This window comes from Flavobacterium sp. B167r (assembly GCF_056824315.1).
This window is the reverse complement of record NZ_CP124859.1, coordinates 3,621,702-3,643,682: the sequence shown is the minus strand read 5'-3', so window position 1 is coordinate 3,643,682 and position 21,981 is coordinate 3,621,702. Positions and strand designations below refer to the sequence as shown.

The 21,981-nt window shown below is 31.0% G+C and carries 18 protein-coding genes and 1 tRNA gene; 6 read left to right on the top strand and 13 right to left on the bottom strand.

The window, feature by feature from the left end; genetic code table 11:
* Positions 1-513, bottom strand: coding sequence for an adenine phosphoribosyltransferase (locus QLQ96_RS16330; protein WP_482491796.1), 513 nt, complete (start codon positions 511-513; stop codon positions 1-3).
* A gap of 115 nt (positions 514-628) precedes the next feature.
* On the opposite strand from QLQ96_RS16330, the gene QLQ96_RS16325 reads away from it, so the two are divergent.
* The 3 genes from QLQ96_RS16325 to QLQ96_RS16315 all read left to right on the top strand — a co-directional run bounded on the left by QLQ96_RS16325 (position 629) and on the right by QLQ96_RS16315 (position 2,554).
* Positions 629-702, top strand: a tRNA-Arg gene (locus tag QLQ96_RS16325).
* Positions 703-915: 213 nt separating this feature from the next.
* A complete protein-coding gene (locus tag QLQ96_RS16320; RefSeq protein WP_482491794.1) occupies positions 916-1,104 on the top strand; it encodes a hypothetical protein in 189 nt (62 codons plus the stop codon).
* A gap of 607 nt (positions 1,105-1,711) precedes the next feature.
* Positions 1,712-2,554, top strand: coding sequence for a hypothetical protein (locus QLQ96_RS16315; protein WP_482491792.1), 843 nt, complete (start codon positions 1,712-1,714; stop codon positions 2,552-2,554).
* Positions 2,555-2,727: 173 nt separating this feature from the next.
* Here the strand turns inward: QLQ96_RS16315 and rpiA are convergent, their stop codons facing one another.
* On the bottom strand, positions 2,728-3,399 hold the full coding sequence (gene rpiA / locus QLQ96_RS16310) for a ribose-5-phosphate isomerase RpiA (RefSeq protein ID WP_482491790.1): 672 nt from the start codon (positions 3,397-3,399) through the stop codon (positions 2,728-2,730).
* Between the two features lie 452 nt (positions 3,400-3,851).
* Here rpiA and QLQ96_RS16305 point away from each other — a divergent pair, with 452 nt between their 5' ends.
* On the top strand, positions 3,852-6,527 hold the full coding sequence (locus QLQ96_RS16305) for a hypothetical protein (RefSeq protein WP_482491788.1): 2,676 nt from the start codon (positions 3,852-3,854) through the stop codon (positions 6,525-6,527).
* A gap of 48 nt (positions 6,528-6,575) precedes the next feature.
* On the opposite strand, the gene QLQ96_RS16300 is transcribed toward QLQ96_RS16305, so the two are convergent.
* Both QLQ96_RS16300 and QLQ96_RS16295 read right to left on the bottom strand, forming a co-directional pair.
* Positions 6,576-10,157, bottom strand: a complete 3,582-nt coding sequence (locus tag QLQ96_RS16300) for an NACHT domain-containing protein (protein ID WP_482491786.1) — start codon at positions 10,155-10,157, stop codon at positions 6,576-6,578.
* Between the two features lie 2 nt (positions 10,158-10,159).
* Entirely contained in the window at positions 10,160-11,251 is a 1,092-nt protein-coding gene (locus tag QLQ96_RS16295; RefSeq protein ID WP_482491785.1) for a metallophosphoesterase family protein, read from the bottom strand.
* Between the two features lie 438 nt (positions 11,252-11,689).
* Here QLQ96_RS16295 and QLQ96_RS16290 point away from each other — a divergent pair, with 438 nt between their 5' ends.
* Entirely contained in the window at positions 11,690-11,857 is a 168-nt protein-coding gene (locus QLQ96_RS16290; protein WP_482491784.1) for a hypothetical protein, read from the top strand.
* Between the two features lie 164 nt (positions 11,858-12,021).
* The gene (locus tag QLQ96_RS16285; RefSeq protein WP_482491783.1) at positions 12,022-12,282 is read left to right on the top strand and encodes a hypothetical protein; all 261 of its coding nucleotides are present in this window, start codon (positions 12,022-12,024) and stop codon (positions 12,280-12,282) included.
* Positions 12,283-12,384: 102 nt separating this feature from the next.
* Here QLQ96_RS16285 and QLQ96_RS16280 read toward each other — a convergent pair whose 3' ends face one another.
* From QLQ96_RS16280 to QLQ96_RS16240, 9 genes are all read right to left on the bottom strand, one after another.
* Positions 12,385-12,777: a hypothetical protein gene (locus tag QLQ96_RS16280; protein ID WP_482491782.1), complete on the bottom strand. Its 393-nt coding sequence runs from the start codon at positions 12,775-12,777 to the stop codon at positions 12,385-12,387.
* Between the two features lie 36 nt (positions 12,778-12,813).
* Entirely contained in the window at positions 12,814-13,941 is a 1,128-nt protein-coding gene (locus QLQ96_RS16275) for a DUF3800 domain-containing protein (RefSeq protein ID WP_482491780.1), read from the bottom strand.
* 80 nt (positions 13,942-14,021) lie between these two features.
* Positions 14,022-14,603: a hypothetical protein gene (locus QLQ96_RS16270; protein WP_482491778.1), complete on the bottom strand. Its 582-nt coding sequence runs from the start codon at positions 14,601-14,603 to the stop codon at positions 14,022-14,024.
* A gap of 25 nt (positions 14,604-14,628) precedes the next feature.
* The gene (locus QLQ96_RS16265; protein WP_482491776.1) at positions 14,629-15,114 is read right to left on the bottom strand and encodes a hypothetical protein; all 486 of its coding nucleotides are present in this window, start codon (positions 15,112-15,114) and stop codon (positions 14,629-14,631) included.
* 2 nt (positions 15,115-15,116) lie between these two features.
* Positions 15,117-17,138: an AAA family ATPase gene (locus QLQ96_RS16260; RefSeq protein ID WP_482491775.1), complete on the bottom strand. Its 2,022-nt coding sequence runs from the start codon at positions 17,136-17,138 to the stop codon at positions 15,117-15,119.
* A 270-nt stretch (positions 17,139-17,408) separates the two neighbouring features.
* Positions 17,409-18,431 carry an HNH endonuclease signature motif containing protein gene (locus QLQ96_RS16255; RefSeq protein ID WP_482491773.1) on the bottom strand — a complete coding sequence of 341 codons (1,023 nt, stop codon included), beginning with the start codon at positions 18,429-18,431 and terminating at the stop codon, positions 17,409-17,411.
* A gap of 194 nt (positions 18,432-18,625) precedes the next feature.
* Positions 18,626-19,396: a hypothetical protein gene (locus tag QLQ96_RS16250; RefSeq protein ID WP_482491771.1), complete on the bottom strand. Its 771-nt coding sequence runs from the start codon at positions 19,394-19,396 to the stop codon at positions 18,626-18,628.
* Between the two features lie 56 nt (positions 19,397-19,452).
* Complete coding sequence (locus tag QLQ96_RS16245) at positions 19,453-20,061, bottom strand: hypothetical protein (protein ID WP_482491770.1); 609 nt, start codon at positions 20,059-20,061, stop codon at positions 19,453-19,455.
* 95 nt (positions 20,062-20,156) lie between these two features.
* Positions 20,157-21,881 (bottom strand): hypothetical protein, encoded by a 1,725-nt coding sequence (locus tag QLQ96_RS16240; RefSeq protein ID WP_482491768.1) that lies wholly within the window; start codon positions 21,879-21,881, stop codon positions 20,157-20,159.
* Between the last annotated feature and the right edge of the window lie 100 nt (positions 21,882-21,981).

The window sequence follows — 21,981 nt, the reverse complement described above, 5'->3', positions numbered from 1 at the left end:
TCAATAAGTTAATGCTGCAAAAATGGGATATTCCTTAATTTTTTCTCTTCCGTTAAGAAAAGTAAGCTCCATTAAGAAATTACACTGCACAATTTCACCGCCAAGTTTTTCTACTAATTCACACACAGCCTTTGCAGTTCCACCTGTAGCGAGCACATCGTCGTGAATTAACACACGATCCCCTTTTTTGATGGCATCTGTATGCATTTCTAAACTATCAGAACCATATTCTAATTCATAAGACGCAGAAATAGTATCAAACGGAAGCTTTTTGGGTTTCCGAACAGGTACAAATCCCGCATTTAATTCTTGAGCCAGTAAAATTCCGAAGAAAAAGCCACGACTTTCTGCCCCAACAACCTTGTCTATTTTTTGTCCATTTAATGAATCGAGCAAAATTCTAAGGCAATTTGTACGCGCTTCAGGGTTAATTAGCAACGGAGTTATATCTTTAAACAAAATTCCTTCTTTTGGAAACCCTTGAATATCACGTATATAATTTTCAATCATCATTTTTTTTTAATTTTCTGTTATTTTTTCCTTGTTTATCTCACATTTATGTCTATCTTTGCACCCGCAATAAGCAATCAACAAAGCTACAAAAAAATAGCTAATTGATAATAAAAAAGGCCTCGTGGCGCAACTGAATAGCGCATCTGATTACGGCTCAGAAGGTTACTGGTTTGAATCCAGTCGAGGTCACTACTAAAAAAACGTTAAAACTTAGGTTTTAGCGTTTTTTTTATGCTTTTCATGTGTTTTTAATACGTTTTATCTTACTTAAATACACGGTTTAGACATCCTGTTGAGGTGACTAGTCAGGATTCAAACCAATCTTAACACACTGATTTACAGGCGTAAAAACATTTAACTTATCTTTATATTAAGAATAATTTAACACTAAAAAACTAAATTATGAATTATAGAGATGAGCAAAACAAGGGAAAAATATCTCCAGAAAAAGCACAGAAAATGCTTAAAAAGGAAGGAATGAATGTAACAGTTGAGCAGGCAGAAGAAATATTATGCTTTCTCCGACTGATAGCAAATATTGACATTGTGAAATTTATCGAGAAGAACAAGACGACTGAAAAAAATAAATGAATGTATGTTACGTTGGAAAAAAAAGAAGAAATTTTACAAAATTCACGACAAACACTGTAGTTAAGAAGTTCTTAAAGGAAAAATAACAAAATTCATCATCAAGACAATATTTAATATTTAAGAATGCTATATTTCATCGCCGTTAAAATCTTTACCGCATATCTTCGATCATTAATTATTGCTTAACTGAAACAAAAATGGCTTTTCCTGAATTGTCTTTTTAAGATTTTAGCCCCGATAACAGCGAAAATCTTTTTGTGCCGACGTTCGGCACAAAAGATTGGAACGGATAGCGGGAAAAGTTCTTAAAAACCATTAATCCGGATAATCTTTCTTTGAATATTCCTGCTTTAAGAACAATGCTCCATTGCAGCAGGGTATGCATTTAAATTACAAACTCCGCAAACAACTGATCTGACATTTGATAACATAAAATGGTCGCACACCAGACCTGAAGAGAAATCATTTAAAAATCTGCTCACAATGAGAAAAAAATAAACATTGCTCTTAAAAAAAAACATATTTTAGCAGGAAATACCGCCTTCTATTAGAAGAAAGAAGAAAACACAAGGCGCATAACCCCATTTTTAAACCCGATAAAAGATACATGGACAATTTCGAAAAAGCAAGGCTTATTGACACTTTTCTGCAGTCCATCTACAATTCAAGCGCTCCGGTTTCCTTTGCGCAGGCACTCGAATCAAAGCCTGTTCCCAGTGATGAAAATGCTGAAAAATTCAGGTCCCTGGAATATGTTATTGAAGAGCTGAAACTGGTAAAACTGGTAAATGGCAGAACTAACAGCACTTTAAACGGACAGTGCGAATATTTGATATCACCTGCCGGCCGCGAAATGGTGGAGAATGAATCTTCCAGCTTTATCCTGCTGATGGGTTTGGATTTCAGAAAGCAGAATCCTGAAATCTATGACCAGAGGAGCTGGGATGAATACTGTGATGAAAAAATTGAAAAACGACTGCAGCAGGCGGATTATTTTTTCGATCTGCTGGTTTCTGAAAACTTCTTAAAATTGGACAAGCCGGCCTTACGGAAGCATTTTAAAAAATGGTTCAAGGAAAATAAATCCTTTGACCTGCAGGTCAAAAATGGTTCTCTTGCCCTTGAAGACCGCTCAATACAGCTGGTGCCTGATTTCAGTAAGGATGATATAGCCGGCTTCCTTAAATGGTTCAGTGAAGAAAAATCCAATTTCATTGAGTATTTAAAAGACCAGGGAGTGGAAATAAAAAATAGAACTACAGAAATGTCAATACACAATAACGGCGGACATGTAATAGTAAACAATTCCTCGCACATTTCCAATCAAAACATGATATCGGGCAGCAGCGGGGAAAAAACCGAAACCATATGGACAAAGGTCAATGTAATTACGGCAGTAGTTGTTGGAATTGCAACAATTGTCGGAATACTAGTTGCAATGCTTAAATAGAAATAAACCAATTTTAAACACTTATGGGCAAAAATCAATAAACTATAAATGGCATCCGCCATTCCAAAAAATTAGATTTTTAAAATAATAATTTGGGGGGTTATTTTACGCTCAAAATATTTATCAGTTGCTTTCCTCTGCCGATTTGGATTAAATCAAGCAATAATTCGACGTTAATCAAAAATTACCGTCGAATCCCCTTTTCCCATAATTACTTTGCTTGCCAGGCCGATAAATATGCCATGCCCGACAAGACCATCAATCTCATTTAATTTTCTAGATAAAGTAGCCGGATCCGAAATAATGCCAAAGTCAGCATCTATAATATAGTTGGCCTGATCTGTTTTAAATGGCCTGTCTCGGTTCATCCTGATTTTTCCGCTACCGTTTAAGGTTTCAATTTGATTTAAAATATAATTTGAAGCAAATGGAATCACTTCAATCGGGACTTTGAATTTTCCGATTTGCTGCACTTTTTTTGATGAATCTGCTATAATGATTTCCTGCTTTGTCAATGAGGCTACAATTTTTTCCCTGAGCAGTGCACCGCCGCCGCCTTTAATCAAAATTAAATCAGAGGTAAATTCATCTGCGCCATCAATTGTGATATCGATTGAATTTACCAGATTAATATCTATTAGAGGAATATTCAATGACTCTGCAAGTTCTCTGGTTTTATCAGAGGTTGGCACCGCTTTTATTTTCAGGCCATTGCTGACAAGTTCTGCAATTTCTCTTATTGCATAAAAAGTGCTTGAACCTGTACCTAACCCCACAATCATATTATCGCTCAGTAATTTAACTGCCTGCTTTGCCGCAAGTTTTTTTTCTTGTTCTAAATTCATTTATTTAATTTTTAGAATCTTCAATTAAAGATAATATTTAATTTAACTTTTTAGCCCCGATAGCAGTGCAAATCCTTTTGAGGCGGGGTTCGGCGCAAAAAGAATGGAACCCATAGCGGGAAGAGCTCCTAAAAAACATTAATACAAAGTACCCGATATTCATTCACAAAGCCAAAGAAAGCCATCTCTGCCTTAAGTTGAACTGTCCTTTTAAATCCTTCATGATTCCCAAATTGTTTTGAACCGCTTTTAAATGCCCGATAATGAAATCTGAATTGAAAATCTCTTATTATTTCATTACCGCTTATTAGTTCTTTCAGCGCTCATATATTCTATTACAACATGATGCGCTACTGTGGCAAAAAAAATGATTTATTTCTCATCGTAAACACTAACAAATCTAAATAATGAAAAAAAATCTTAAATTACATCAACATTATAAACATTCTTAAATGGACAATATATTGAATAAACAGGGATTCAACGGTAATCTGGGTGAAAAAAGAACTGAGGCTATTCTGGCAAAAGATTTCTTAGTTTCTACTATCTCTGTTGACATTGAAGGAAGAGACTTCACAGTCGAAGTAATGCCTTCAAGCTTAAATGAAATACAGGAAGCTAAAAAAAAGATTACCTGCAGAGGTATTGTTCAGGCCAAGTATTTTGAAAACACGAACGAGGTTAAAATTGCCCGCCAGTATGTGGAGGATATTGAAGGAGTAAAAACTGATTTCTTTGCATTAATACATACAGACGATTTGGATGGAAATGAACATGTTTACTTTTTTACAGCTTATGAAATTCAAAGAAATTTTACGCTTCGAACAGATGACAATAAAGATTATTACATTTTCAGACTTAGCGGTAAAAAGAAATTTTTAAAATACAGGGATATTTCAAGCAGTAAAATAAATGAAAAAATAAAATCCGAAATAAGCCGTACAGAGGAGTTTAGAAATGAAGATTTTATAAGACGAATACAGGAAAAATGGTTAAATCCAGTAAATGAAATCCAGCACTCAAATAATGAACTTTTTGGTTCGATTAAAAATAAACATATTGTTGACAAACTTTATATCGTTCTAAATTCATATAAAGAATTTCGCAGAATGCATGCGTGGAGATTAGCAGAAAAAATGAGCTTTCCTGAAAAAATAAACACGCATACCTATTATACGAAATTTGCTTTGCGAACTAACAACCAGCAGATCCTGGATTTTTTCTCAAACATTGAAATAAAAAAAACAATCCAGATAAAAAACGCAGCGTTTTTCAAAGGTGTCAGGAATTTAAAGCATAAAATTGATTTCATTGTCTCTACGATAACTGACAATAACATTTATACTGTAGAACACAACAATGAGATTATAAATATATCCATAGAAAATAATCAAATATGCCTCTGTTCAATTTGCAGTTATAGAAATCTAAATTTCTACAAAGCGGAAAAGGCAGTGGATATTAAGGAGAGCATAAACAGTTGGGATTTACTTCAGAGCGCCTTTACATTTTTTAATCTCGGAAAATATCAGCAGGCAAAAACATTATTGCATCAAGCTCTCTCTAATTCCATCTCCAATAAAGAAGAGGTAGTCTCATTTCTTTGCAAATTTAATTTAACAATAATAGGTCAGTATATCTGGGAGGAAAATTCAGTAAATCTATATTTTGAATTATTAAAACTTAATATATCATCTGAAAAAAAGGATATTTTGAAATACGTCTCAGAACACACTCTTTTAAACAGCTATCTGAAGCAGATAGATGATAATTATCTTAAAATTAAAGAGTATCAGCAGCGCAGGATTAACAATTCAACTTTGGATCTGCTCAATTCCCAGCGGGTAAAAATTATAGAATGCATGGAATTCTACAGAGGCAATAGAATCTTGCTTACCGAGGATTTTAATGTGCTGTTTGAAAAGCATATTGAGTGCTGCATTATATCATTTTCGATGAATTGTAATTACCGCAGACATCTTGATAGTTTTGATGATTTCATTGTAGAGTCCATACTATTATATTGTGACCCTCAAAACCTCTTAAACTATTTCCAACGGAATAATATTTCTCTAATTCCATATAACAGCGAAAACCAAAAATATCTTGACCAGGCATTTCTGAACTTTTTCTCTGACGAGAATATAATTTATCTCAAGAACGAAATTAAAATAGAGGATGGAAAATATGAAAATTATGAACTGAGAAAAAAAACATCAAAGATTTTCAGCTGCATTTGCATTTTACTTTCATATTTAGATTTTACAATTGATAAATATCGCGTTGGAAAGATTTTAAATTTTGTAAAAGAACTTGATTACTCGCCTGACGAGCTATCCTTTCTTGCTTTTCCAATGTTTCACAAACCAGATTTCTTCACCCGAAATGATTTAATAGAATTTGTGCGCATCTTCCTGACTATAAAAGGCAGTCAAGGATTTTTGCTTAAAAACTGTCTGGTGGCTCTTGAAAACAAAGGGATTATCCTAGATAAAGAAGCACAGGATATAATACAGCCTCTAACAGATATAATACTTGTAGAGTGCAATTTCCATATCCTTGGCACATTTTCGCAAATTCTTTCAAAGCCAGATGTTAAAAACCTAGAACAGCAGATCCAGCATTCACTGCAAAATGAATTTAACGCCGATCTTTATTATCAAGCTTTAATTACGGGGTGCTTAAAAGATTATCTGCAATTTTCTGCCAATTATAACGTAGTGATCCAGCAGTCTTTAGATCGAAGAAACCTAATCGTTTTTGATAATTTAAGCACTTTAACGGGTCTCAGTTATTCAACAGCATCACAGCTGATAAAAGTAATAGAACTCATTTATAAAGTAGGAAAAGACATTATGCCCCCCCATATATTGGAAAAAATTTCCAACATCCATCCATACTACAAATTCTTGCTTGAGATAAATGATCACAGCGCAGACGATTCCTTTGAAATTTCCTGGCTTACCGAAAGCACTTCAGATATTATCTTAACAAAACTCAGCACATCCAAGATTTTAAAATCAAAAGTTCTAAAACTCATAAATGCCAACACAGGCAATACTGCATTAAAAGTTTATTTCGAATATTTTGCCGATCAAGATGACATTGATAAAGTAACCAAAAATTAATTTTCCAACTGATAGCGATACTTGAAAGCGAAAAATTTATATGGACGGTCAAGCAAGTATGCTTTCCGTCCTTTTTAAAGCTTCATGGAAATTTAATGGTATGGATTTGGCATTAATATAGCTATTTTTTGAGCTGTCAATAAGCAGATTTACATTGAAGAGGCGTGCATCCGAATTAGTGGCTTTCAGATCTTCCTTTATATCGTGTAAAACCGATTGCGTTTCTTTATAAGAATAATCATCCTTAGATAAATTTGAAACATAGGCCTCAAAAAATGATGATTCGTAACCGAATCCAAACCCCTCAATTACCTCCTTATAGATTCGGAAAAACAGGACCTTTAGCGTAGAATAGTCATCGATAGCTGAATAATCCGAAAAATTAACAGCATGAAAGTCAAAGCTTTCCATTTTTAAATAATAATGTAAACCTTTTATACTATTGAAGTGGAATAATACCCACATGGCATTTGCTAAAAAATAATGTTTTCTTTCACTCTCCTCCTGTTCAAGATATTCAACTGCCTTATCAATACAGAACTTCTCCTCTCCTTCTAAAACAAGCAGTTTTACTGCAGACCAGCAGATTGGCTCCTTAATATCGGCAGCACATTCCTTAAGCAGATCAATGTCGCCGGTCAGTCCATGGTATCGTTCTAACCTGCTCTCTGCATTATAACCCGTATCATGTTTTAAAAAATATTCTCTAATTTTAGGAAAAACCGCCGTAAGCTTATTTTCTAACGCATAATCAATATGTCTCTCCAATATGAATTTGAAAAGATCCTTATTTAGCATATTGTCTATAACTTTAGAATCAAAAAGCTCTTTATCTTCAATTTCATTAAAAAGGTAAGCAAATGAACTTTCCTTTTCATTGAAATTATCAATATCGTAAAATTGAAGGCATTTCAATAAAAACTCCTTTGATAATGGGACTTTTAAAAGTTTTTGAAACGAAATTACTAGTTTAAAGGCTCTAAAATCATTCCTATAGACAAAGTTTGAAGGGCCTAAAATATCCACTAAATCGTTAAAATCAATCTTTTCTGCCACTGCTGTGGTCCATTTAAACAATGCTTTCTCCTGATCCGAGGATAATGTAAATTTTAAGTTCTCCCTACTGTTGCCTTTTAAATTATCCAAAACTGTCTTAAAGATAAAAACTCCATCTTCTAAATAACCGGTAACTTCATCAAATGTTAAGGCGCCATAGCTATGAGTCAACGACTGCAAAACACTAAGCGCACTATCATGATAAATTGGGTAATTATTCTTTTTCCGCCAGTCGCTGCTCAGCTTGTAGATCTTATCAAGATCTAATTTCTCAATAGTATTATCATCATAAACCTGCTGGATATTCAACAAAAGCCTTTTAGAATCAAAAAGAATATCAAAATTGTCCTGCACGCTTTTAAGAACATTATTTCTATGTTCTTCAATCTGCTTTTCGTCCAGTACAGGGGAGTCAAAAATAAAACCTTCTAAAGTCATGAGCCTTTCAAACTCGACCGCCCAGACAGTAGCATAATTTGACATATTGTTTCTAAAGAATATAATTTCTTCAGAACTTATCAAACCTGTTTTGCAGTAATTTTCTATAACATGAACTAGGATTTCCATGTTTACAAAACGAGAGATAAATCCCCTTACCTCTGAAAAAGCATTATTTGCAAGTAATACTTTGGCAGCTTCAATCTGCTTACCGCTTTCCTTTATGATTTCCAGCAATAAACCGTCACGATGATAGTAACTTATCTTTGTGTCAACAGATTTCACGAATCTTTCAATAAAGTCGCTCTCAGAATCTGAAAAATATAGGAACCTATCCTTTATATCTTTTTCGTGATGTCCATAGAAATCAATTGACGGTGAATCCATAAAGTAGTATGAAACTAATTCTATAAAATGGTTAGAGTTCTCAAACCGAACCAGAAGATCCTGAAGTTTCCAATCGTTACCCCTATGTACGTTATCAAATTCTTTTCTCGCTACAATATTCGAATTCCTCAAAAACTCAGCTTTTATATACCAAAAAAGCCTGTCAATATCTTTAACAAAGTAGATTAAAAAGAGTAAAGAGGCATTTATCTCCTTATTGCATTCCGTTTTAAATATATTCAATACATCATCTAAGAATTTTTGGTCTGTCTCGCAAATCTTTAATGAAGTAATACATCTGATAATTTCAGATTTAATAGATATCTCTATTTCTTCGGATGCCAGCAATTTCAAAAACAAAGGGCGAAGGATATTCAGCCTTCCGCTTTCGGGCTTGAAAAAACTTAATAGTTTAAGTGCCGAAACTATAACCCTGAAATGCTGTTTTGGCTCTATTAAAAATTCAGTTAAAAAATCGAAATTATCCTTACAGTCACCAAATTCCGCAATTTCTTTAACCGTAAAAGCTCTGTTGGTGCCGATCCATAATTTTTTTTCAATACACTGCACATTAAAATACTCTTTAAAAACTTCTCTTTTAAATGATTCTGTTCTGTCTGAATCCGCTTTGAAAAGAATTTCGATCTGGTTTATTATCAGCCAGCCGATAAGATCTTTGAATGTATCTGAATCTTTTGCCAATAGATTTATTAGAAACGTAACGGTATTGAATAATGAAGGATGGATTACTTCTTTTTCGATATCGTGAATTTTAATAATGGAAAGTATTTCCGTAAAGTTTTTCTCTGTAAGAATCTTAGCAACAAAGTACTCCTGTATCTGGCGATGCGTAAAATTCCAGCGTTTAGGTTCACCTAATAACTCCATCGTAAAAGGATTTCCGATATATTCTATATAATCACCCGTAATCTCTTCCAATTCTTCTGCCGTCGAATAGTTCTGCTGCATCAATTCATTGGTAAATGCAACTTTCTTAAGATTCTTAATCAATTGAATTCTATTGAAAAGAGTTTTTTTAGCCTGTTTTGTTTCTTGCTTGTCTAAAGTTTTATTTATAAATAATTCCCACATTACAGAATCAGACACCGGTAGAGACCTCTTATCGGAAATATAACCTGCAAACAGTTCAAGAAAAAAAGGAGTTTTCAGGTAATTGTAATGTTTATCCAAAAGATTATACTTACTTATATCCTGTCCGTATTTTTTCTCAAGAAGACTTAAAGCTTGTTCTACTGTTAGATCTTGCAGATAAAATGTCTGAAAATCTGTAATATTCAACAGATATTTTTCAAAAATATTGGTTCTGCAGCTAAGTACATAACTAATATTCATCTGCTTATTCTGTGAAATAAAAAGTTCAAATGCAGAAACAAAATCGTGTATTTCCGCAATCTCATCCAGACCGTCCAATATAAAGATAACTTTGTTCAGGGATTTCCAATCTTGGTATATAATAAGATCTTCAAACTTATTTATTTTTCTGAAATTCTTTAAGTTAATTGAAAACGGAATTATACCAGTTTTATCCTTTTCGCTCCAAAGTTTTTCAAAAAGCATTTCCATTTCCTTGGTTTTTCCTGCACCAGGATTACCAAGCAGAACTACTTTAGTATTCTCGAGAACTACTTCAAATAATGTTTTTTCATCCTTTGACTCACCAAACCAATTCGTTGTATAACCTTGAAATTGATTTACAAATCTAGGTTCATAATAATTTTTGTTTTTCATAATCATGACATGAATTGATCTTTAGACAATTCAAAAGTTTTTTCTGCTCTTCCTTCTCTTTTTAACTTAAATCCATTAAAACTATTTTGTTCATTTTTATCCACCCCTTGTGGAGCTGTTTCAACGTCTTCAACAAATTTTTTAGCAGAATCCTTGTAAATGTATTTCCTGTAATGTACCTGCACCAACATGTATGAAGCAAGGTCAAAATCCAGAATTTGATATCCTGGATGATATTCGGAATCTTTTTCTTCCGGTTTAAAAAGAGCAGCCCTGCTTCTAAATCCTAAACTGCTTCCGTAAGCTGTATAAAACATGTTTGTCTCGGTATTATGAAAGTGACCGTAAAGGAAAAGTTCTATATTTTTTCGCTGGAGTATCCCTTTTATGGCTAGAGCTTCCTCATAATCATCAAGTGAATGGTGGAATAAACATATATTTAGATCTGTATTGACACCTTCAAGATCCTGAAGTCCCTCATATAGCTGGCGCTTACCAAAAAAAAGCTTTTTGGGATCGTCTAAAAGTTTTATGCTTTTACACCTCCAAGAATCGTTTACTAAAATAAAACCGATTTTATATCCTGACTTTTCGTAGTAATAAGTGGATTGGTTGACCCCAAAATTATAGTTATCGTTTCCGTCATGAAATTCTTTCTCAAAATCTTTGAATTTCTTAATCCTCAGATTAGCGATATAATTATGATTATTATCCAGATAATCGTTTATGCTTTCCTGATTTATTTCCTTGCAGAGTTTATGTTCATCGTATAGCCTAATTTCTCTCTCATCAACATCATGATTTCCAGGAATAAACAAAAACCTATGCTTCGAAATCCCCAGCTGATCTGCAATTGGATCAATAAAAACCTCCCTAAAGATATCATACGGACTGCTGTATTTTTCAAACTCTTTAATTCCAAAAAGAGAATAACCGCCTCTATCGACTAGATCTCCTGTTATTACAATCAAGTCTATAGGAACTGAATTATTAAAAGTGGTTAAGTCCTTTATTAAAGCCCCCTTATAATTATAGGTAAATTCATCAAAATTATCTTTGGACAAGTGTATATCAGAAAGGTGAACGATTCTCATAGAAAAATTTAATGACCGCAAATTTAGAGCATTTTACTTAATAAATTCTAAAAAATATAATATCAAAGTTTATTACAAATTCGCTTTTGCTTTTTTCCATGTGAATTTCATTCGACACCAAGAATGAAGAAAAACTATGACCTTATAATATCTTATTTTTTTCTAGTTATTGTTCAAATCTAATTTTCAAATGGTTTAATATTTCATAATTATTTGAATCTCCCTTCTCATTTTTTTAAATATAATTGTTGCTTGACGGAGGCAAAAAATTGGTTTATTTTCGAAAAAACTGAGCCAAAATAAAACCGAAATTGAAAGAGAACGAATTACATCGCAGTTGGCAAAAAGTGAAAAATCTGTAGAACAGAACCTAGCGGGTTATATTAAAAATCTATAGAAGCAAATATTAATAAAAGCAAAAAAAAAAAACGAAAGGTATTGGCTTTATTGAAAGAAGATAAGATGTTCCGAAATTATACTAATAAAGCACTTGCTGAAGAAGCAGGTTTCAGTAGCACCCAGCGTTTTGCAAATGCTTTTTTCGCCAGAACAGGTGTGCCTACCTCCTACTTTATTAATGAGATAAAGAAATCAACTGAAATATAAAAATGAAATTTCAAAAACTCGAATAAAATATAATTAATTAAACATCAATACACTAACAATCAATTTAGCTCATCAAACACTAAAAATATTTACTTGATTTTTTGTGTCCTTTTTTAAAATTAGCATATAAAATACCTTCGGTTCTTAATTAAAAAATTAAGAATATGAGTTTAAATTTTATTAAGATTCAAATCGAATCTCAGGGTAAATGGTGCAGTAATTATATAAAGCATAATGCTATAAGATACTGTAAAGATGCAATTAGATCCGGTCAACTAGATCGCTTTCAAATCAAAGAAGTTCAAAAACTATCATTAAAGATAGAAGCTGTAGAAGACCCTTGGAATTGGAACGGAATACCAAAATCTAAAGAATCACTCGATGTTTTAAAATTATTAGACGAGTTAAAGCAAATTATTACTTAACAAAAAGGGATACAGAATGTATCTCTTTTTGTTATAGTTAACTTTAGCTTTTTGCAATTAATTATTTAATACGTCGACTTTATTAAAGATTAATTCAGTCTACTATCTTAACATATTTGCAATAGCTAATAATAAACTTACAATAGAAATAATTAGTGGCCAAAATCTTGTCTTGGCTAAATATTTTGATACTTTTAAATCATATTGAGATTTAAGCTCAGCTCTATTTTGAACTTTGGTTTCATGTTCTAAATATTTTACCCAACCCCCATAATTAACAATTACATTTCTGCCAAATTTTGTCACATATAATGTTGATTTTTTACTTTCAAAATTATTTATTAGTCCCAATTCTTCAATCATAATTTCAATATGATTTACATATAATTTGTATTCTTCATTTGACTGAAAATCATCTGCAAAAAGCATTATGTAATAATTTGATTTATTAATTTCATCTAATAAACTTTCAATCTTTTGATGTTCTATTTTCATTATACAATTTTTTAATTTTATAAAAATTTATATTATTTACAAACTATTTTTAGACATAGAAGCCTGTATCATTCTTTTTGTAATATCTTCGAGATCGTAGTAAGGAACCACATAATTTATACCAATGGATGAGCCAGGAAAGGGATGATTTAATTTTATCATAAGTGGCAAATATTTTTCTACATTATCATTGTTATTATTTTTGAAATCTAACCAAAATCTCATAATAAAACCTGAAAGTAAATCAGCAACCTGAATTGAAATATCAGTCTTAGAATCTATAAAAGTTAAGCTGATATTTTCATTTAGATTAAATGTCCCTTTTGATGCAAGTTTAGTATGTTCAACAATTGAATCTAAATTTAATTGCTTCATCGATTGAATAGTTTTTTTATAAATGACATCAAACTGTTTTTGCTCATCATGTATTATATCAAAATAATCTTTACTTGTAAAATCAATAACATATTTTTGAACTCTACCAATTAAATTAGTGAATGCGTTATAATTTGGTAAAAGATGTATTAGTCTATTGTTTGGATTTTCATCAGGTATCGGAAAAAATTTACGCAATGCAGATACTGGATTTATTGACTTTTCATCAAAGTAGTCCTCTTTAGTTAGTTGAACATTTTTTTTCAATTCTTCTTCATTAATTGCATCAAAGTGATTAATTAAAACCTCATAAAATTCTTCTAACGACTCATTAGAATTCATTTTAATAGCAATTAGAAATTTATCATAAATATCTTGATTTAAAAATTTTCCCAGTTCAGCAGAAATTATTCTCTTCTTCTCAATATTTAAGTCATTAAATTCTAAAGAATAATAGGGAACAATAAAATATTCAATTAACTGAGTATGAATACAATATAGCTTATCCATTAATTCCGTAAATACAGGAATTTTTTTATCAGTTAAATAATTAACTAACTCTATTAGAAAGTTAGATTTACTTTTATAAATTCCTTTTGATTTGAGCTCGTTTCCTTGTATACGATATTTGACCTTCAATTGAGAAACAAATGCTTCCAGAGCGACTTTAGCTGTATCATTAACTAATAAGCCAGACAGTACATAAAATGGCTGTTCAACAAAATTAAAATTTCCATCTTGGCTCAATGTTTCCCCTGTGTTTCCACTTTCATCTATATATAATTTCATTTTTATAATATTTCTTTAACAGATTTTATTTTTATCTTCAGATAGTCTGAAAAGCCATTTTAACTAACCAAAAATGACTATCAACGTTTGGCTATTTTTTGTCTAAGCCCAATTTTTTTCCACCAGCTAATATTTAAATTAATTATAACGTCATAAATAATCTTATCTCGTTCTTGTCTTCTCTTTTCTCGGTCATTTTCGTTTTCAATTGACACATGTACAATTTCGAAATCAATTTCTTGATGCATTTGTATTGCTTTTCGAATTCGTGGATAATCCCTAAGAAGCTGGATTGTCTTGTTTTGATCTTTTAACGAGTCTAAACGATCACTCTCAATGAAAACTTTATTTTTATCATAAAATGGCAGATAATCAATCATTCCATCTATCCATTCAATACTAACCATCAGTGGCAAATAATCATTTTCAAGATAAAAAAGTTCTTCACTAACAAATTCTATATATTTAGCCGAAACATCACTTTGTAAACCGCTGGGCTTTATAATTTCTCTAAAATTAGAAACGCATTTTTCCATTGTTGTAAAATGAATTTGCTTCTTTGAAAAAATATACGTTGCCCACAGTCCTAATAAAGAAATTGTAGTTACACAATACGAAATAATTTCTGCTAAATCTTTAATGTTATTTATTCCCGATTCCATTTTATGAGTCTATTAGCTCTTAATTTTACTTTTTACCTCTTCTTTCCTTTTCTTCCTGAAATAGAAAACCTAAATCTCTTCTTAATTGTTTCCTGAAATTATTACTTGAATTAGTGATTTTCTCTATTTGTTCAACAGAATAGAGATTATGATTTGCTGGATTTTTCATTAAGTTATCTCTTAATTGATAATAACTAGCTAAAGCCTCATAAGAAATAATTAAACTCAACTTCCCTTTCTTCCACTCAATTAACTCATTAAGAATATTTTTAAGTTTTTCAGTGTCAAAATTCCCTCCTTTATCTTTATAAATATTATCCGTTATTTCAAATGCCCTTGGATATATCTCAAGTCTTAAATCATAAAGTTTAGTTGTCAAATTCCTATTTATATTTTTATAAAATTGTTTTTGTTGACTATTTTGACTTTTATAAAATTGAACCAATGTAATTAATGAAATAATCAAAGATGTTCCAGCAGTAATTAGAGATGGTGTAAAAAAATCAGCCATATTTATTTCAAGTTTTTATTTATAGTTTGAATCAATTTCTTCCAATTTTCTAATTCAATTGGAGTCAAATTATTCGCATCATTATTTCTTGTCCACTTTATAAAAGCTTTCGCTAACTTATATTTAGAGAAACTAGGAATTTCTTTTGAAAATATATCAATGATTGGTCGGGTAGATTGAGAATCAGATATTGATTTTACATTCACTTTAAATTCTTCGTTTGCTACAACTATCAATGTTTCTCGCAATAAGTCTTCAATTTCTGCTTTTGGAACATTTGTACAGAAATCTTTAGTTCTTAATATATTCTTATTACCTAAAGTATGAACTAAATTTTCTTGTTGAGCGGCTTGGTCTCCTGCAGAATCTGAATCTAAGAGGGCTACAATTTTCAAATTGTGTGCATGCAATATAGTTGCATAATAAACAACTTTACCTGCTGAATTTGCAAAAACTAAAGCAATCTTTTCATCTAATTTCTCAATATTTGAATCTCGTAATAAAGAAGCTGTTGCATCAATATACCAATAATCAGTTAAGCCTTCTAATATTAAATTTTTTTGTTGTGTAAATAAACTTTGCGCTAAATCATATCCAAGAGCTTCTTGTAAAGGTAGAAGACCTGCCGGGTCACTTGAAGAAATTGTCGTATGAACTTTCGTTCCTTCTTCTCTGTCTTTTAATTCAACAACACGAACTAGATCTAATTCATCTGGACCAACTAAAAAAGGAGAATGAGTAGAATAAATAGTTTGATTTGTTTCTGCTAATCTAGAAATAGTATCTCTAAAATCTCGTTGTTTTAAACCGTGTAAGCTCATACCAGGTTCGTCTAGAAGTAAAATTGCATTTTTATGCTTGTCCATAGCTTCAGCAAAAAACACTACAAAAAAAGAAACAATCCATTGAAAACCTTCTGAACGCTGGTCTAGTTCTATTTCTACACCAAGTTCATCTTCTACTACGACTTTCAAATATTGCCCGTCAGCAGTAATCCTTATTTTTTCAGCTTCAGGTCTATTTGGATTTGGATTCCAAATCTTTTTAATTTCTTTTGTTAACTTTATACTAGCTGAATTTAATTGATACGATCTGTTATCTAAAGTATCTCTATATTTTTTTAATTCATCTACATCATTTTTGTCGGGACTATTTGTTTTTCCAATCTCAGCCAAAATTTTCGCCGAAAATCCTAATAATTTTAGAAGACAAAGATTCCCATAATCATAAAATTTATCGTCTTCCAATAAATTTCTTTCGATTCTTTCTGCAAGATGTTCTAAATGAATTGAAGGCTTTACTTTAAAATAATTATTAAACAAAACAAAGACTGGTAATCGTGCTTCAATTATTTTAAGAACATCATAATATATGTCATTTTTTTTAATTTGCTCAATTATTTTAGAATATCGTTCTTCTTCTTTTTCATTATCTTCATCTACTAAAACATACAAGCCTTCTAAAACCTTAAGTAATTCTAGTGAATTAGTTTTCGTAAATTCAGTAGAATCATGAAGTTTATCAGTAATTAATTTTACTTGTTCACTCGGTTTTGTTTTTTCAATATTTAATGGGTCGCTTTCAAATTGTTTGTCTAAATGCGAAAGTAAACGAATAAGATCTTTCGAAATATCACCAAATTTTATATTTATAGGTGCACCTAAAAGATAATGGCGAGCTTTGTTGTTTAAATATCTGTAAATAACATATTGACAATCTTTAAATTCTTCAGGTATAAGTTTCCTATCATCTTCTTCTAATTCGAAATGTCCTCTAACAATTTCAACATCATCTGGTTTAATACGTCCCGTTGTAATATCATTGTATAAAGAACGAGGATAATCTCTGATAATATCAAATCCTTCAATATCATCTGGTGTATTTAATTGTTGTAATGCCTTTAATAACACAGTTTTCCCTGCCTCATTTGGACCAACTAAAATTGTCTTCAATTTTTCAATTTCAAATTCTCCAGTATCTTTTATACTTCTATAGTTCTGAACTCTTGCTTTGATTAATCTCATAATTATATATTTTTTTAGGGTTTGTTAGTTAAGTTTAAAGGTAAAATTTTCATTAATCATTATATCTACTACTTGTAAAACATTATATAGAACAAAATAATACTGAGAATGAAAACGGTTAATTGCTAAAATTGTAAAGTACATAGGTCATACGTTTACGGCTTACAATAGCAGAAACCAAAAATCTTAATCCTATTGCCAAATTCGATGTAGCTGTTAACGGTACGGCATTTTGCCTTAAATCATGAAACCATATGTGCAATCTAGCCATTATAGCTCTTGAGTATATCTAATGTATATTTCCTCCAACTCTTCTATAGGATGAAAGCCTACGTCCATCTTTGCATGCACAAATAAACCATCCTGATAAGTTACTTCAGTAAGTGCATGAGGCAAATCCTCAGTAGAATCTTTTTCAGGAAGTTCAGCTATGGGTACAGGGATATGTTCTCCGTCCTTATTTTCTAACCATTCATAAGCAGCCCTTGTCATTACATAAAGAATCTGCTTATCTTTTGAAAATCCTCTTTTTACGACTATATATTCTCCATTATGGTTTCTAAAGAATGGCGCTCCAGCAATCAAACTATCAAAATATGCTGTCAATGGATCACCATCAAACACTTGTGGTGTACTCGGAAATTCGTTTGGCTTATCATTAAGAAAAATAATACGTTGTGCTGCATTAGGAGTTTTCGACATCATGTAATTGGGTTGTACGGAAGGTGGAGTTTCAGCCATCACTCGATTAAATATCCACTCTCCTAATGAACCTCCTCTTAATGGTTTGCTACTATTTGCCCAAGATAACATTCGTTCTAAGCTTATTTGCGCCTCTTCTGATGAAACTGCACACATCCAATCATAATTTGGATCTGCAAATTTGTCCCGAAATTTTGAAGGGTTGGCAAGAAATGCTTCAACGCTTCCGCAGATTAGTTCAATACGTCTTGCTGTAATTGGATTAAGTAAAATGTTTTCTAATCTTGTTACCCAGCGTAGATTCTCGGGTCTATTGTTTTGTTTGTTTGTGTCAATGTGGTCAACAACATGTTCTTTTGTTGCTGGTTCGCTGTGAAATGCCGTCGCAACTATCCGGTGAATTCGTTCAGAAGCAATTTCAAAATAGCCTGTCTTGGTATTTAGTTTACCAAAAGTCCAGTTGTTGTCTGTTGGTCTTGGCCGTTTTCCTTCAAGTGGATAACGTAATACTGCTCCGTTATCACGAACAGAATAGCGCTCATTTTTGTAAATACATTCACATTCTAGTTTAAAGTCTTTTAATTCAACCATAATCAGTCTTTAAATTTTCTTTTCAGTTTGATGTTCTTTTAACAGCAGGTCATCATCACATCCTGACCGCTAACATTTTGTCTTTTCAATCCGTTGCGAAGTACGAAATTGATTATTTTTTTTTAGAGATAAAAAATTATTGCGAAAAGTAAATATGAACTTACTACAAAACTCGCAATTACTTGAAAGGGCTTTTACAATACTTTTTTTAATTCACTTATGTATGTCGCCTTATGAGCTTTTTCGATGAAGAATTCAATAAATTCAATCAGCGCTGTTTCAAAATAATTAATATTTCCTTTTAGCAAATTTATTGGAGAAATATTATTTTTTTTGTGTGAGATAATGCAATCAAAATCAGCAATCTTATAGTCGATTTCTTCAGTTGTCTCTGAAACTCTAAAAAAGAATGCATCAGTAAATAATTCTATTCCATTATCAGATGCTATTTTCATGTCAGATTTTGACTTAATTAAAAAACTTTTAAAATTTGAAATTGCACTAATTTTATTTTCATAAACATATTTTTCAGCGCCTTTTAAAATTTTTATCTCAAGCAATTTATCTCTATCATTACCTATTTTTTCAGGGTTTTTCCTATAGTCTAAGATAACTTCTTTATACTCTTCTGGTATAATTTGTTGACTATTCTCGATATATTTTAATAGTAAACTGGCTAAATTTTCAGAGGTCCTTACTGTATTAGGACTAACGTAATAACCATCGCAATTTAGCGGATTTAAGTCTTCTGCTTCTATGCCTTCAACTCCGTTAATATTTTTTTTTGAAAACCTAGACAGCGTAGGTAAGTTACCTGATAATATTAAGTTATAATTCGCAATGTTTTTATCTGGATTTTGATATTTAGGCTCTTTAAAAACTATAGATCTAGAAAAGTCATTTTCGACAGTCGTAATTCTATAAACTGTCCAATGAGCGCCATTACCAATAAGTTCTTTTTTCATTTGATATTGATTATTTTGTAAAAATGTTTGAAAAAGTTCTGGTACTCAAGCGGCTGTTATTCATAATTTTCTATTCGTTTTATATTTTTTATCAGACTACCAATTCCAATTACACAAAACAATCCTGATAGGAATTGCCAAAAAGAAAATCCATCTAGTTTCCAAATTAAAATAACTGTTAGAATTCCAGTCAATAGCGTAATTATTATTCCTATTCTAAAATTCTCCTTGTTACAAAAACCTATTTGATAGAAAACCCCATTCTCTTCTTTTTTATTGTCATTGCTAAAAATCATAGTCATCCCAGTTAAACAGCAGAACAAAGTCAAAATTATCCAACCGTTAAATTCTATAGAACTTCTAAATATGTCAACAGTCCAAAATCCGAAACCTACAAATACAGCAATTCCAACAAAAAAGTTAGTCAAGTTTTCTGACCGGTCATCAAATGCTTTTTTTAGTTTATAATTAATTTTCTTTTCAATTTCGGAACTTTCAAAATTGTCATTTGATTTTAATTTTTCCAAAATCTCCAAATCAAGTTTTAGTTCTTGTTTTCTTTTTATGGTAGCAAAACTTTCTCTTAATTTTCCAAATGCAGCAATTACTCCAATTATTCCAACGAATACTTTTAAGTAAGTTTCTATGTTATATAAATTTTCCAATTCTTTTTTTTTGTTTATTTTAACCTGAAAATATTAATATTTTTTTCTGAAATGCTATAAATTGTGGTCGATTGGCTCATCGTTTTTGTTTTTATTTAGTTAACAATTCCATCGTTAAACTCTGGTGGAATTATTTGTTTTAAAACTTCTAACATAAATGAAGGATTACCTAATTCTGCTTTTACATTATCTTTCAAATAAAATCTACTAAAAACCTCAAATGGTGTCGTTCTATATTCTTGTTTTTCGGTGTGTTGATGATATTCTTCAATGAATTTAAAAAGTTCGATGAAATCTTGCTTTAAATAATCTTCGTGAATTTCAAAGTAGCTTAGATTAATAAATGTTACATCTTTTATAGTTGTTTTTGTAAAAGTTTCAGTATTTAACAATTTCCTAAATTTCTTTTTTAAAATTTTGTTTATCCCTTCGTATCCAAAGGATAAGTCTGTATAAACTACTATAGGATAAATGTTTAGTTTTTCTTCTTCTGTTATTTCGTCAAAAGAAAGTGCGTTATTTTCAATATATTTTACAGCATTGAAAAGTTGTTGTATTCCCTTCGGATCTTTCTTCTGATTTTCAAAAAATTTCTTATCAATTTCAGAGTATAATAATTCTTTGTCTGATTTTTCTTTTAAGTCTGAACTAAGTAGAATATCTTTAAATTCTATTAGAATAATATTGTTTCGTTTACGTAAATAATAATCACAAATTTCATTCCCGTCACTTTTCTTTGCGTCATCTCCTGATTTTCTGATATAGTTTGGAAAGCATTTTTCCATAATAAGTCGAAAATAAATGTCTTCCATAAACTCTTTAGCTTTTACAGAAAGAAAGTTACCCTCATAACCGTTGTTTTCTATAAATTCTTTGAATGAAAAAATTTGTGCTTTATATAATTGGTCAATGAGAAAATTAATGTCAAGTAGAAAGTAAGTGTATTTATCATAATGATATAACATTTTTTTACGTAATGTTCTAAAACTATTGTCAGAACTATAAGTTAAGATTGTATTGCTAATTGACATACTATTCACATAGTCAAGATTTATTAGCGGCAGCAAATTATCTAATGGAATAATTTGTTTCCGTTCGGTTATATGTCTGCCTATTCCAACTTGAGAGAAAATAATAAGTATATTGTATATTAAATCTTTATAATCTTTTATACTTAAATATTTGTAATAATCTTGGACAAATTCTTTGAATTTATCTGAAAATTCAAGATATTCAAATAGTTTTAAACTCCTTGTAATTTGATTTGAAAAGTCAGTTGTTGAAGTGTAATCTTTTTGATAAATAAAGTTTGGAAGTAATATACTCTCTGTTTCCTCTTTTGCCGCTGCTTCTTCAATTTCTTCCGTTGTGATTTTAAATCTTTCGCTAGTAATACTATTCAATATTAAATAAGCATCAAGAACTCTTTTTGCTTCGTCACTTGTAAGATCTCTAATTGGATTTGTATTGTAATTTCTGAAAATTAATTCATAAAATAATAAGTTTGAATATTGCCAAAAAACAATTGGCCACTGTTGTTGGTCAAGGTGTTTTTGAAACACTTTTTTGAAAATTTCTATTGTTGGCTCTCCCGCTTTTAAAATAAAATCATTTAATAACTGTATTTGAATGTTGTATGCTTCTGTGCTTACTTCATTCAGATACAATTTTATGTTCAGTCCCGAAATATAATTCAATAGGGTTACAGATGGAATGTCTTTAATCAAAGTATCAGCAAAGGAAACCTCCTTTGCTTCACCATAAACTTCATTGTAGTCAATGATGGTTTTTAAATACATTCTTGTGTCAAGTTCTCCCATTGTCTAATATTTTTTGTCATGTTTGAGTGTAATCTTACAATGATCACCAACATTCTGCCGCTTGGAGAGGTTAGAAAATAAAGATGCTTCGGTTAAACAC

What these genes read in the sequence shown, in the direction of transcription:
- QLQ96_RS16330 (WP_482491796.1), bottom strand. Translation starts at nt 513, where the DNA reads ATGATGATTGAAAATTATATACGTGATATTCAAGGGTTTCCAAAAGAA.
- QLQ96_RS16320 (WP_482491794.1), top strand. Translation starts at nt 916, where the DNA reads ATGAATTATAGAGATGAGCAAAACAAGGGAAAAATATCTCCAGAAAAA.
- QLQ96_RS16315 (WP_482491792.1), top strand. Translation starts at nt 1,712, where the DNA reads ATGGACAATTTCGAAAAAGCAAGGCTTATTGACACTTTTCTGCAGTCC.
- rpiA (WP_482491790.1), bottom strand. Translation starts at nt 3,399, where the DNA reads ATGAATTTAGAACAAGAAAAAAAACTTGCGGCAAAGCAGGCAGTTAAA.
- QLQ96_RS16305 (WP_482491788.1), top strand. Translation starts at nt 3,852, where the DNA reads ATGGACAATATATTGAATAAACAGGGATTCAACGGTAATCTGGGTGAA.
- QLQ96_RS16300 (WP_482491786.1), bottom strand. Translation starts at nt 10,157, where the DNA reads ATGAAAAACAAAAATTATTATGAACCTAGATTTGTAAATCAATTTCAA.
- QLQ96_RS16295 (WP_482491785.1), bottom strand. Translation starts at nt 11,251, where the DNA reads ATGAGAATCGTTCACCTTTCTGATATACACTTGTCCAAAGATAATTTT.
- QLQ96_RS16285 (WP_482491783.1), top strand. Translation starts at nt 12,022, where the DNA reads ATGAGTTTAAATTTTATTAAGATTCAAATCGAATCTCAGGGTAAATGG.
- QLQ96_RS16280 (WP_482491782.1), bottom strand. Translation starts at nt 12,777, where the DNA reads ATGAAAATAGAACATCAAAAGATTGAAAGTTTATTAGATGAAATTAAT.
- QLQ96_RS16275 (WP_482491780.1), bottom strand. Translation starts at nt 13,941, where the DNA reads ATGAAATTATATATAGATGAAAGTGGAAACACAGGGGAAACATTGAGC.
- QLQ96_RS16270 (WP_482491778.1), bottom strand. Translation starts at nt 14,603, where the DNA reads ATGGAATCGGGAATAAATAACATTAAAGATTTAGCAGAAATTATTTCG.
- QLQ96_RS16265 (WP_482491776.1), bottom strand. Translation starts at nt 15,114, where the DNA reads ATGGCTGATTTTTTTACACCATCTCTAATTACTGCTGGAACATCTTTG.
- QLQ96_RS16260 (WP_482491775.1), bottom strand. Translation starts at nt 17,138, where the DNA reads ATGAGATTAATCAAAGCAAGAGTTCAGAACTATAGAAGTATAAAAGAT.
- QLQ96_RS16255 (WP_482491773.1), bottom strand. Translation starts at nt 18,431, where the DNA reads ATGGTTGAATTAAAAGACTTTAAACTAGAATGTGAATGTATTTACAAA.
- QLQ96_RS16250 (WP_482491771.1), bottom strand. Translation starts at nt 19,396, where the DNA reads ATGAAAAAAGAACTTATTGGTAATGGCGCTCATTGGACAGTTTATAGA.
- QLQ96_RS16240 (WP_482491768.1), bottom strand. Translation starts at nt 21,881, where the DNA reads ATGGGAGAACTTGACACAAGAATGTATTTAAAAACCATCATTGACTAC.